The organism is Streptomyces sp. SirexAA-E (assembly GCF_000177195.2).
GTDB classification, from domain to species: domain Bacteria; phylum Actinomycetota; class Actinomycetes; order Streptomycetales; family Streptomycetaceae; genus Streptomyces; species Streptomyces flavovirens.
Map to the genome: position 1 here is coordinate 2,594,995 of NC_015953.1, position 11,614 is coordinate 2,606,608.

The following is an 11,614-nucleotide window of genomic DNA, read 5'->3' on the forward strand; positions in this document are numbered from 1 at the left end:
CGGACTGCCGGCCGGGCCAGGTGTCGCACGCGGTCAGACGCCGCCCTCCCCCGTCAGATAGGCCGAGACCACCACGTTGGCGGTGTACGCGTGGGCGTCCCGGTCGTACGTACCGCCGCAGGTGATCAGCCGGAGCTCGGCGCGGCCGTCCTCACGGGGCCCGTAGGCCTTCTCGGCGTCGAAGCGTTCCCGGGTGAAGACCTGCACGTCGTCGATGGTGAACTCGGCCACCGTGCCGTCGTCCCGGGTGACCTCGACCTTCGCTCCCGGCCGGGCGGCGCTGAGGGAGTAGAAGACGGCGGGATCGGTCTCGGTGTCGACGTGGCCGACGAAGAGCGCGGCGCCCTCGGTGCCGGGTTCGGTGCCGCCTCCGTACCAGCCGACGGTCCCGGGCGTCTCGTAGGGCGGTGGCTCGATCGCGCCGGACTCGTCGAGCTCCCTCGCGACGACGGGTGCCGCGATCTCCAGGGAGGGGATCTCCACCCGCTCGGGGCGCGCCCCGTCGAGCGGTTCGTGGGCCGCCGGCAGCGCCGCGCCCAAGGGGCGTCCGACGGCGGCGATGTCGCCGGTCGTCGGGGCGGAGATGCCGCCGGTGGCACCACGGCCCCACAGCCACAGTCCGAGCAGCAGCACGGCCCAGGCGACGCCGGTGAGCAGTCGGCCGGATCCGGCCGTGCGGTCCGCGCCCGCCATCTCAGCCGTGCTCCGAACGGCGGCGCCTCGCACCGCGGAAGGCGACGGCGGCGACCGCGACGGTGCCGAGCGCCAGCCCGGTCACGGCGTGCGGGAGGCCGGGGCCGGCCTGCTCGTCGGTGGCGAGGGTGGCGGTGCCGCCTCCCCCGGCCCGGACCGGGGCGACGGGCGAGGGCCGGCGGTGGTGGACGACGGTGACCGTGCCGGTGGCACGGCCGTGGCCGTCCGTGCAGGTCACCCAGACCTCGTAGGCACCCGGGGCCGCGTCGGAACGGATCCGGGCCCCGGCGGTCAGGCCCTTTCCGCCGCCCGGGATGAAGCGCGCTTCGGCCGTGAATGCCTCGGAGCCGCCCCGGGCCGACGCGCCCTTGCCGCAGGCATCGGTCCGGAGTTCCACCTCCCCGCCCGGGGAGGCGGCGGCCGGGGAGACGGTGACCGATCCGGGACCCCGGTGCTTCCCGGGATCCCCGGGCCCGGGATCGGCCGGTGCGGCGTGCGCGGGAAAGGCTACCGTCGCGGCCGCCACTGCGGCACAGAACGTGAGGGGCAGTGAACGCATCGTAAACCTCCTGAACGAAGGTTCACGCGTGCGGGGGCGTTTCGCATCCCCGGTAGGCCGGTCGGGTGAGGGGCGTCCGCCCGGCCCCCTACGGCGTGGGCAGGTCCACCAGGTCGACGAGGTCGGCGATGGAGTCGACGACGGTGGACGGCCGGAAGGGATAGCGGTCCATGTCGGCGGTGGTGGTGAGTCCCGTGAGGACGAGGAAGGTCTGCATCCCGGCCTCCAGACCGGCCAGCACGTCGGTGTCCATCCGGTCGCCGATCATGGCGGAGGTCTCGGAGTGGGCACCGATGGCGTTGAGCCCGGTGCGCATCATCAGCGGGTTCGGCTTGCCGGCGAAGTACGGGGCCTTGCCGGTGGCCTTGGTGATCAGCGCGGCCACGGAACCGGTGGCGGGCAGCGGCCCCTCGGCCGACGGGCCGGTCTCGTCCGGGTTGGTGCAGATGAAGCGGGCGCCGGCGTTGATCAGCCGGATCGCCTTGGTGAGCGCCTCGAAGCTGTACGTACGGGTCTCGCCGAGCACGACGTAGTCCGGGTCGTGATCGGTCAGGACGTACCCGATGTCGTGCAGCGCGGTGGTCAGGCCCGCCTCGCCGATGACGTACGCCGTGCCGCGCGGCCGCTGGTCGTCCAGGAACTGCGCGGTGGCCAGGGCGGAGGTCCAGATGTTCTCCACCGGCACGTCCAGACCCATCCGCTTGAGGCGGGCGTGCAGGTCGCGGGCGGTGTAGATGGAGTTGTTGGTGAGGACGAGGAAGGGCAGTCCGGAGTCCCGGAGCCGCTTGATGAAGGCGTCGGCCCCCGGGATGGGGGTGCCCTCGTGGATGAGGACACCGTCCATGTCGGTCAGCCAGGATTCGATCGCCTTGCGCTCTGCCATGACACGGGCTCCTGCCGTACGCGCTGTGCACCGGAGTGCTGGACGCCGGCGGCACCGCGTTGTGCAGCGCCGACGCCCCGATTTTAGGCTGCCCGTTCGACGGGGCGGAACCTGCTGATCAAGGGCGGGTCGCCGCCAGGGCGTGTCCCCCAAGCCCCGCCTGTCCGGCGACGCCTGGCACGCCCCAGGTCAGCGGGCCGGCCCGCGCAGGCGGCGGGCCAGCAGCAGGGCCGCGGCTCCGGTGAGGATCAGGGCCCCGGCCGTGGGGGCGGCCCAGGCGGGCGGCGTCCGGCCGGTGCGGGCCAGCGCGGACGGGGCCCTCCCCGCGTCGTCGCTGCGCGGCGCTCCGGCGTCCACGCCGCCGTCGACGATGACGAAGGAGTACGCGGCGGACTCGCCGACCCAGTCGCCGTCGGACGCGCCGGGCTCCCCGGCCGCCTCCTGCGGCTCGGTCCGCCCGCTGTGCCGCTGCACGATGGCCGCGTTCGCCGTGACCTTGCCCGGCCTGGTGTCGGAGGTGAACGCCATCCGGACCTCCACGGTGACGGTCTTCTTCGCGGGAACCGTGAAACCGGGGAAGTCGTCGTCCTCCTGACCGCCGCCGAAGACACCGATCTGCTCGTCCCGGTCGGTGGACTCCCAGGTGACCCGGTGCTCCTCGTCGGGATGGCTCCTCTCGACGAACTCCAGCTGGATCTGCTCGGGCGTCAACGCGCGGTCCTCGTCGGTGAGGACGAGGACGGGGTGGATCGCGCGGCACGGCTCGGTGGTGGTGTTGGTCAGGTCCAGGTACCAGGTCCCGTAGCCGCCACCGGAGGCGTAGGTGTCCGGGCCCCCGTGGATCCGGGTGTCGATGGGGAAGTCCTCGGCGTCCGCGTCCCCGCAGACGGTCCGCGCGTCCGCGACGGCACCGGACACGGCCGGCACCGGGGCCGCGATCGGGATGGCGACGGCGGCCGGGGTGCCGAGGAGTCCGGCCGGGACGACGAGGCCCGCGGCGAGGCCGAGGCGGGTGAGGGCACGGCCGTCGCGCAGCCGTGCGGGGGGCTTGGGGGGCATGGAGGGACACCCTTCGCTGCTCGCTCGCCGCCGGGCACCTCCTGAGGGCCACCGGCTGTGGCGCCGACGCTGCCACGCGTGCGGGGGCACCGCCAACCGCCGGGCCGGGAAGTCCGCCCGTTCGGGCGGAAAGAACCGCCCGAACGGCGGGCCGCGGCCTCAGCCCGCCTCACCGGCGCGGCCGAAGAGCGGGGCCAGGACCAGTTGGGCGGCCCCTTCTGCGATCGGGCGGTCACCGCCGGTGGCGACGGTGACCGGGACGACGGGCCCGGTGCCCTCCCGGCGGGCGCGTTCCTCGACGACGGCGCGCACCCCGTCCACGTACACGTCCTCGTGAGCGGCGACCGTGCGGCCGCCGAGGACCAGCCGGTCGATGTCGAGCAGCCCGACGAGGTTGGCGGCGCCCGTCCCCAGGACCCGGGCCGCCTCGGCGAGGTCGCCGCGGGCGACGGCGGCCAGGCAGAGCGCCTCGACGCAGCCGCGGCCGCCGCAGTCGCACGGCGGGCCGTCCAGTTGGAGGGTCTGGTGGCCGAACTCCCCCGCCCCGGTGCGGGCCCCGCGGTGCACCCTCCCGCCGAGGACCAGTCCGGCGCCGAGGCCCGTCCCCAGGTGGAGGTAGGCGAAGTCGGCCCCGTCCCGGGCGCGCAGGGCGAGGCCGAGGGCGGCCACGTTGGTGTCCTTGTCGACGACCACCGGCAGTCCGGTCCGTGCGGCCAGGGCCTCGCGCAGCGGGTAGCCGTCCCACTGCGGGAAGCCCGTGACGCGGTGGAGGACGCCTCCGGCATGGTCCAGCGGACCCGGCAGGGCGGCGCCCACGCCGAAGACCCGGCGGTCCTCGGTCCCGGGTGCGTCTGCCCGTACCGTCTGCACCGCACGGGCCGCGGCCCCGACGACCTCGGCGGCCGGGGCGCCCAGGTCCAGCGGGGCGGTGCGGGTGGCGACCGGGGTGCCGGCGAGGTCGACCAGGACGGCGGTCATCTCGTCGCGGTCCAGGTGGAGCCCGACCGCGTACCCGGCGTCCGGGACGAGGCCGAGGACGGTGCGGGGCTTGCCGCCGGTGGAGGCGAGGCGGCCGGCCTCGGTGGCCAGGCCCTCGGCGCGCAGCCGGGTGGTGATCTTGCTGACCGCCTGCGGGGTCAGCCCGGTGCGCTCCGCGAGCTCCAGCCGGCTGATCCCCCGCTCACCGGCCGTACGCAGGAGGTCGAGCACGAGGGAGGCGTTGTGGTGGCGCAGCGACGGCAGGTTCGCCCCGCCGCTCCTGCTGTTGCTCCTGTTCACCACCCCATTGTCCCCATCGCTTGCACTTTGGCAACAGCGTTGCTTAAGTGGTTCGCATGACTGCCAACGCTCCTCATCGCGTCGGGCTCGTCGGCTACGGCCTGGCGGGATCCGTCTTCCACGCCCCGCTGGTCTCGGCGACCGAGGGCCTCGTCCTGGACACGGTCGTCACGTCGAACCCGGAGCGGCAGGCCGCGGCCGGCGCCGAGTTCCCCGGGGTGCGCTTCGCGGCCTCGCCCGACGAGCTGCTCGCGCGCGCGGACGGGCTGGACCTGGTCGTGATCGCGTCCCCGAACAAGACGCACGTGCCGATCGCGCGGGCCGCCCTGGAGGCCGGGCTGCCGGTGGTCGTCGACAAGCCGCTCGCCGGGACGGCCGCCGAGGCCCGTGAACTGGCGGCGCTGGCCGAGGAGCGCGGGCTGCTGCTCTCGGTCTTCCAGAACCGCCGCTGGGACAACGACTTCCTGACCCTGTCCCGGCTGATCGAGGAGGGCGAGCTCGGTGACGTGCTGCGCTTCGAGTCGCGGTTCGAGCGGTGGCGGCCGCAGCTGAAGGGCGGCTGGCGCGAGTCGGGTGACCCGCAGGAGATCGGCGGGCTGCTGTTCGACCTGGGCAGCCACGTCGTGGACCAGGCGCTGACGCTGTTCGGCCCGGTGGTCCGGGTGTACGCGGAGTCCGACGTACGCCGCCCGGGCGCGGCGGCCGACGACGACACCTTCCTCGCGCTGACCCACGCGAACGGCGTCCGCTCCCATCTGTACGCCAGTGCGGTCACGGCCCAGCTCGGCCCGCGCTTCCGGGTGCTCGGCTCGAAGGCCGGCTACGTGAAGTACGGTCTCGACCCCCAGGAGGCCGCTCTGCGCGAGGGTGACCGGCCGACGGCGGGCAAGCCCTGGGGCGAGGAGCCGAGGGAGCTGTGGGGCCGCATCGGTTCCGGGGAGTCCCCGCTGACCGGCGGCGGCGACCCCGTGCCCACACTGCCGGGCGACTACCCGGCGTACTACGCGGCCGTCGCCGCCGCCCTGCGCGGTGACGGCGGGAACCCGGTGACGGCGGCGCAGGCCGCCGACGCGCTGGACGTCCTGGAGGCCGCGCGCCGCTCGGCCCACGAGGGCGTCGCGGTCGACCTGGCACCCCACCCCGACGCAGAGGAGCCGCAGGCATGAGCACCGGCGCGCCGACCATCTCCGAGCTGATCGCCCAGGAGCGGAGGCTGACCCTGCCGCGCTTCGGTTACGACGAGGCGTACGCGCTGGGCGGGCTGCTGGTCACACTGGCCCGCGAGCGGCACGCCCCGGTCGCCGTCGACATCCGGCGCGGCACCCAGCAGCTCTTCCACGCGGCGCTGCCCGGTTCCAGCGCGGACAACGACGCGTGGATCGACCGGAAGCGCCGGGTCGTGGAGCGGTACGGCGAGAGCTCGTACCTGGTCGGCACCCGTTTCCGGGCGAAGGGGACCACCTTCGAGGAGTCCTCCCGCCTGGACCTGGACACCTACGCGGCGCACGGCGGTTCGTTCCCGATCGCGGTCGAGGGCGCGGGCGTGATCGGGACGGTCACCGTGTCGGGGCTGCCGCAGGCCGAGGACCACGCGCTGGTGGTGGAGGCCCTGGAACGGTTCCTGACGCACCCCGCGTCCTGACCGGCGGCCGGGGGCGGGACGGCCCCGGCCCGGGGTGAGGCATCCTCGGCCGGGGTGAGGCGTCCTCGGCCCGGGGTGGGACGGCCCCCGCCCCACCCCGGCCGCCCTACGCGTCCTTGAGCGCCTGCCGCTGCCGGCCCAGCCCCTCGACCTCGACCTCGACGACGTCCCCGGCGCGCAGGTAGGGCTTGGGCTCGGGCCTCCCCATCGCCACGCCCGCCGGGGTACCGGTGTTGATGACGTCGCCGGGGTAGAGCGTCATGAAGTGGCTGAGATAGCGCACGACCTCGCCCACCGGGAAGATCTGGTCGGCGGTCGTGCCGTCCTGCTTCAGCTCGCCGTTGACCCAGAGCCTCAGCCCGAGCGCCTGCGGGTCGGGCACCTCGTCGGCGGTGACCAGCCACGGGCCGAGCGGGTTGAAGGTCTCGCAGTTCTTGCCCTTGTCCCAGGTGCCGCCCCGCTCAAGCTGGAACTCCCGCTCCGAGACGTCGTGCGCCGTCGCGTACCCGGCGACGTGCCCGAGCGCTTCCTCGGCGGAGTCCAGATAGCGGGCGGTGCGCCCGATGACGACCGCGAGCTCGACCTCCCAGTCGGTCTTGCGGCTGCCGCGCGGCACCAGCACCGTGTCCTCGGGGCCGACGACGGTGTCGGGCGCCTTGAAGAACAGGATCGGCTCGTCCGGGATCGCCGCCCCGGTCTCCGTGGCGTGGTCGTGGTAGTTCAGCCCGATACAAACGATCTTGCCGATCCGGGCGACCGGCGGGCCGATGCGCAGCCCCTCGGCGTCCAGCGGCGGCAGTACGTCGGGTGTCTGCGCCGCCTGCCGCACCCGGGCCAGTGCCGACGCGTCGGCGAGCAGCTCGCCGTCGATGTCGGTCACGAAGCCCGAGAGGTCACGCAAGGTCCCGTTACGGTCCAGCAGTGCGGGACGCTCCGCGCCCGCCGTACCGACTCGAAGCAGCTTCAACGGTCCATCTCCCCTGGGTCGCGATCAGGCCCGTCGGTGGGTTGCGGCCAGCGAAAGGCTTGGCCGATCCTCCAAGACATCGGATCACTGCGCAAGACCCTGTTCACGCACTGGACCCGGCCCCTCGGGCGGCGGGCGCCACGACGGCCTCCGCGGCGGAGGTGTCCCGGTAGAGGTAGGCGCGCTCGATCGCGGTCCAGGTGGTGCTGGTGACGAGGTAGAGCGCGGCGGCCAGCGGCACGACGGCCACGGAGAACAGGGTCAGGAAGGACATCAGCGGCATCACCTTCGTCATGGCGCCCATGCCGGGCACCGGCTGCCCGTCCGGGCCGGCCGCCGGGGTCATCGGGTTCGCCGCCATCTGGCGCTTGGTCCGCCCGTAGTTGAAGGTGGCGACGGCCGCGACGACCGCGAAGAGCCCCAGGTAGACGAGCCCCGCCTGACCGAAGAGGCCGCCGTGGGCGAGCGCGTCGTGCCAGCGCTCACCGAGCGGGGCGCCGAGGAGGTCGTGGGAGAGCAGCGAGTTGGGTGTGCCGCCGATGCTGCCGCTGGAGAAGAGGTGGTAGAGCAGGAAGAAGGCCGGCATCTGGAGCAGGCTGGGCAGGCAGCCGGAGAACGGGGACACCTTCTCCGCGGCGTGCAGCTCCATGAGCGCCTTCTGCATCCGCTCGGGGTTCTTCGCGTGCTTCTCGCGCAGCGCCGCGATCTGCGGCTGGAGCTTGGTGCGGGCCTTCTGGCCGCGGGCGGCCGCCCGCGACAGGGGGTGCACGGCGAGCCGTACGAGGGCGGTGAACAGGATGATCGCGGCGGCGGTCGACGCGGTCTGGAAGAACGGCTGGAGCAGGTCGGCGAGGGAGCCGACCAGGCTCGCGAAAGCGGACATGAACGCGGACATGGGTGAGCCCTCCGGGGGGTCTCGTCGTGCCGGAAAAGAAGAACGCGGCAGGACGGACGGCGCCGGGAACAGGCGTGGCTGGTGGAGCGGGTGCTGATCCCTACGCGGCCGTCAGGAGGGCGGATCCGGGCGCTCGGGGCCGGGTGCGCCCCTTCGCGTCGGGATCCCGTTGCGGCAGGAACGCGGTGCGTTTCTCGCGGTCGCGCAGCGCGGTGCGCACCGTGGTGCGGGGCACGGGGACGGCGCAGCGGGCGCTGATGACCGAGCAGACCAGGAGCGCCGAACCGGCGGCCGCGGTGGCGGCGAGCGCCATCGCGGAGAGGCTGCCGCTCTCGGCGAGCAGGACCTCGGTGAGGAACAGGACGAGGAAGGCGGCGGGCCGGAGCACCGGCGCCAGCAGCCGGGTGGCCGCGCGGCGTACCCGGTCGGTGTCGCTCATCGGCCCCCCGTTCCCTCTCGTGCGGCGCGTACGCGCTCGCGATGTCCTCCAGCCGTTATACACGAACACGTACGCGAACGAGTGTTCCCATCGGAGGAGGAGTGGCGGCACCGGCGTCACCGAGGGGCGTGCAGGAATTCGGCCGCCGCGGCGACGACGGTCTCCGTCACGACCGCGAGCGCCGGGACGTCGAGCTTCCACTGCTGCCAGTACAGCGGCACGTCCAGCCGCCGGCCCGGCGCCAGCTCGGTGAGCGTGCCCGACCGCAGCAGCGGTACCGCCTGCTGCTCCGGCACCATGCCCCAGCCGAGACCGGCGGCCACGGCCTCGCAGAAGCCCTCCGACGTGGGCACGTGGTGGCGGATCCGGCCGGCGCCGGGCGCGCCGGGTGCGAGGGACCGGACGAACCGGTCCTGCAGTTCGTCCCGGCGGTCGAAGACGATCACCGGCGCGTCGGGCAGGCACCGCTCCAGGGGGCCGGTCCGCAGACGGCGCTCGGCGAACCAGGGGTTCGCCACCGGCAGGTACCGGGCCAGGCCCAGCGGCCGTACCGTGCAGCCCGCGACCGGCTCCGCCGAGGAGGTCACCGCCGCCGTCACCTGTCCTTCGCGCAGCAGCGCCGCGGTGTGCGCCTCGTCCTCGCGGTGCAGCTCGAAGCAGACCGGGACGTCCTGGGGCACCCGGGTCAGCGCCGTGAGGAACCACGTCGCCAGGGAGTCCGCGTTCACCGCGATGGGCAGCCGGGCCGGACCCAGGCCGTCCGCGATGCCCAGCTCCATGTGCGCCTCCCGCTCCAGGGCCGCCAGCTGGCGTGCGAGGCGCACCACCACCTGCCCGGACTCCGTCGGCCGGACCGGCTTCGTCCGCATCAGCAGCACCCGGCCGGTGCGCTGCTCCAGCGCCTTGACCCGCTGGCTGACCGCGGACGGCGTCACGTGCAGGGCCGCCGCGGCGGCGTCGAAGGTGCCCTCGTCGACGACGGCGAGCAGCGTGCGCACCTGGTCGGAGGGAAGCTCAGTCATCACGATGGCTAAGGGTACGTAAGAAACATTAGCTGTACTGATGGCACCCGGATCCCTAGCGTCGACGACGTGAACAACGGCATCCTCCCGGCGGCCGCCGCCGGATTCGTCACCGGTCTCTCCCTCATCGTCGCCATCGGCGCGCAGAACGCCTTCGTCCTGCGCCAGGGGGTGCGCCGACAGGCGGTCCTGGCGGTGGTCGGCATCTGCGCCGTGTCCGACGCGGTCCTCATCGCCCTCGGCGTCGCCGGTCTGGGGGCCGTCGTGACCGCGTGGCCCGCCGCACTGACCGCGGTCGGCCTGGCGGGCGGCGGCTATCTGATCTGCTACGGCGTCCTGGCCACCCGCCGTGTGCTGCGGCCCGCCGACGGCCAGGGACTGACGACGAGAGGCGCCTCCACCGGGTCCGTCCGCACGGCGGTGCTCACCTGCCTGGCCATGACCTGGCTCAACCCGCACGTCTACCTGGACACCGTCCTGCTGCTCGGGTCGGTCGCCGCCGACCGCGGCCCACTGCGCTGGGTCTTCGGCCTCGGGGCGGTCCTGGCCAGCGTGGTGTGGTTCACCGGCCTCGGGTACGGCGCCCGGCTCCTCAGCGGCGTCCTGGCCGGCCCCACCGCCTGGCGGATCCTGGACGGCCTGGTCGCGGCCACCATGCTCGCGATGGGCGCCCTGCTGCTCGCCCGCACGCTCTGACGCGCCCGCCGGTGGAAGGCCCGCGGCGAGGACACCGAGAGCCGCGCCGGCGCGGCACGCCCCGCCCGGAGTGCTCCGCCCAGGGCCCTGACACCCCGTGCCCCGGCCGCAGTACGGTGTGGTCCATGCGCCCCGACACGCCTGCCGAGCACACCACCGAAGCCGAGCGCCTGCTGCGCACCGCGGCGCAGTATCCCGAGGACCACGAACCGCTGTTCCTCCAGGCCGCGGCCCATTTCGAACTGGCCGGTGACCGTGCCCGCGCCACCACGCTCTACGACGAACTGCTCGGTTCGCCGGAAACCACCCTTGACAATCCTTATCTGATCAAGTCGCTCAAAGCGGCCAACCTCTGGGAGTACGGCCACGAGGCCGAGGCCCGGGCCATCCTGGAGGGCCTGCGCGCCGCGGGGCCGCTCGACGCGGCGGCATGGGAGATCGCCGCGCAGACGCTGGAGGCGCACGACGAGCTGGAGTCGGCCCACGACTTCTTCTCGACCGCGCTGACCCTGCTGCTCGCCCCGGGCGAGGACGTGCCGTACGCCACCCAGTCGCTGCTCACGGGCCGGCACCGGGTGCGGCGGCTGGCGGGTTTCGGGCACGACGCGTGGGACGAGCTGGCCGACGCGCTGCACACGGCCGCCGTCCCGCTCGACGAGCTGCACGACCCCAAGCGCCTGTGGTCCCTCGGCTCCTCGGACCCGGGCGAGCTGAAGGCGGAGATCACCCGCCTCCGCGCCGAACTGGGCACCTACCGGGCCGCCCTGTCCCGCCCCTTCCCGGTCGCCGTGCTGCACTGGCCCGAGAAGGAGCTGGCCGAACTGCTCGACGTGTACCCGGAGTTGCGCGAGGAGTACGTCGACCACGCGACCCATCTCAGCCGCCTGGAGAACTCGTTGCGGGACCTGCACGCCGCGGGTACGCCGAATCTCGGCATCGTCACGGGCACGGTGCCCTCGTACGAGGCGTTCGCCGCGTCCGAGGCGGCCTCGCCGTCCGACCCGGGCCTGCTCCCCCAGTACGCCACCACGCTCGCCGCCCGAGGCCGCGCGGTGCCATGGCCCCCGGCGCGCAGCGCGGCCTGCTGGTGCGGCACCGGGCGCCCGTACCGCGACTGCCACGGGACGACGGCGCGGTAGCGCACGGAGTTCGACGGAGATCGGGCCGGTCCCACCGATGAGTACCGGCCCGACCTGGGGTCGACACAGGCAGCAGAGCACGCACTCGACCCCAGGAACGGACGGCACACCTCATGAGCGACCCGGCGAAGGGCCCCGCGAGCTATTTCCCCGCGATCGAGAAGAAGTACGGCCGGCCGGTCGCGGAGTGGAAGGACCTCATCCGCGCCTCGCCCCTGACCAAGCACATGGAGGTCGTCGCCTGGCTGAAGGCGGAACACGGCCTGGGCCACGGCCACGCCAACGCCCTGGTCGCCCACACCCGCGCCGAGGACGCCGGGTAGGGCCGTCCGCCCGGCCCCG

14 protein-coding genes are annotated in these 11,614 nt (G+C 74.0%); 5 read left to right on the forward strand and 9 right to left on the reverse strand.

What is annotated here, in order from left to right; genetic code table 11:
- Positions 1-33: 33 nt before the first annotated feature.
- The 5 genes from SACTE_RS11450 to SACTE_RS11470 all read right to left on the reverse strand — a co-directional run bounded on the left by SACTE_RS11450 (position 34) and on the right by SACTE_RS11470 (position 4,472).
- Positions 34-693, reverse strand: a complete 660-nt coding sequence (locus SACTE_RS11450; protein ID WP_014046192.1) for a class F sortase — start codon at positions 691-693, stop codon at positions 34-36.
- Between the two features lies 1 nt (position 694).
- Positions 695-1,252 carry a hypothetical protein gene (locus tag SACTE_RS11455; RefSeq protein ID WP_014046193.1) on the reverse strand — a complete coding sequence of 186 codons (558 nt, stop codon included), beginning with the start codon at positions 1,250-1,252 and terminating at the stop codon, positions 695-697.
- Positions 1,253-1,340: 88 nt separating this feature from the next.
- Complete coding sequence (locus tag SACTE_RS11460; protein ID WP_014046194.1) at positions 1,341-2,135, reverse strand: HAD-IIA family hydrolase; 795 nt, start codon at positions 2,133-2,135, stop codon at positions 1,341-1,343.
- A gap of 189 nt (positions 2,136-2,324) precedes the next feature.
- Positions 2,325-3,194, reverse strand: coding sequence for a hypothetical protein (locus SACTE_RS11465; RefSeq protein WP_014046195.1), 870 nt, complete (start codon positions 3,192-3,194; stop codon positions 2,325-2,327).
- A gap of 159 nt (positions 3,195-3,353) precedes the next feature.
- Complete coding sequence (locus SACTE_RS11470; RefSeq protein WP_026359201.1) at positions 3,354-4,472, reverse strand: ROK family transcriptional regulator; 1,119 nt, start codon at positions 4,470-4,472, stop codon at positions 3,354-3,356.
- Between the two features lie 56 nt (positions 4,473-4,528).
- On the opposite strand from SACTE_RS11470, the gene SACTE_RS11475 reads away from it, so the two are divergent.
- Both SACTE_RS11475 and SACTE_RS11480 read left to right on the forward strand, forming a co-directional pair.
- Positions 4,529-5,638: a Gfo/Idh/MocA family oxidoreductase gene (locus SACTE_RS11475; protein WP_014046197.1), complete on the forward strand. Its 1,110-nt coding sequence runs from the start codon at positions 4,529-4,531 to the stop codon at positions 5,636-5,638.
- Positions 5,635-6,114, forward strand: coding sequence for a heme-degrading domain-containing protein (locus SACTE_RS11480; RefSeq protein ID WP_014046198.1), 480 nt, complete (start codon positions 5,635-5,637; stop codon positions 6,112-6,114). Before SACTE_RS11475 ends, SACTE_RS11480 begins: the two co-directional genes overlap by 4 nt.
- Before the next feature lie 106 nt (positions 6,115-6,220).
- Here SACTE_RS11480 and SACTE_RS11485 read toward each other — a convergent pair whose 3' ends face one another.
- The 4 genes from SACTE_RS11485 to SACTE_RS11500 all read right to left on the reverse strand — a co-directional run bounded on the left by SACTE_RS11485 (position 6,221) and on the right by SACTE_RS11500 (position 9,437).
- Entirely contained in the window at positions 6,221-7,081 is an 861-nt protein-coding gene (locus SACTE_RS11485; protein ID WP_014046199.1) for a fumarylacetoacetate hydrolase family protein, read from the reverse strand.
- A gap of 103 nt (positions 7,082-7,184) precedes the next feature.
- Positions 7,185-7,976, reverse strand: a complete 792-nt coding sequence (locus SACTE_RS11490; protein ID WP_014046200.1) for a YidC/Oxa1 family membrane protein insertase — start codon at positions 7,974-7,976, stop codon at positions 7,185-7,187.
- Between the two features lie 100 nt (positions 7,977-8,076).
- Entirely contained in the window at positions 8,077-8,415 is a 339-nt protein-coding gene (locus SACTE_RS11495; RefSeq protein ID WP_014046201.1) for a DUF6412 domain-containing protein, read from the reverse strand.
- Between the two features lie 116 nt (positions 8,416-8,531).
- Positions 8,532-9,437 carry a LysR family transcriptional regulator ArgP gene (locus SACTE_RS11500; protein WP_014046202.1) on the reverse strand — a complete coding sequence of 302 codons (906 nt, stop codon included), beginning with the start codon at positions 9,435-9,437 and terminating at the stop codon, positions 8,532-8,534.
- A gap of 69 nt (positions 9,438-9,506) precedes the next feature.
- Between SACTE_RS11500 and SACTE_RS11505 the strand changes: the two genes are divergently transcribed.
- The 3 genes from SACTE_RS11505 (at position 9,507) to SACTE_RS11515 (ending at position 11,595) form a co-directional block, all read left to right on the forward strand.
- Positions 9,507-10,133 (forward strand): LysE/ArgO family amino acid transporter, encoded by a 627-nt coding sequence (locus SACTE_RS11505; protein ID WP_014046203.1) that lies wholly within the window; start codon positions 9,507-9,509, stop codon positions 10,131-10,133.
- A gap of 125 nt (positions 10,134-10,258) precedes the next feature.
- The gene (locus SACTE_RS11510; RefSeq protein WP_014046204.1) at positions 10,259-11,272 is read left to right on the forward strand and encodes an SEC-C domain-containing protein; all 1,014 of its coding nucleotides are present in this window, start codon (positions 10,259-10,261) and stop codon (positions 11,270-11,272) included.
- 113 nt (positions 11,273-11,385) lie between these two features.
- Positions 11,386-11,595, forward strand: coding sequence for a DUF4287 domain-containing protein (locus tag SACTE_RS11515; protein ID WP_014046205.1), 210 nt, complete (start codon positions 11,386-11,388; stop codon positions 11,593-11,595).
- The last annotated feature ends 19 nt before the right edge of the window (positions 11,596-11,614 follow it).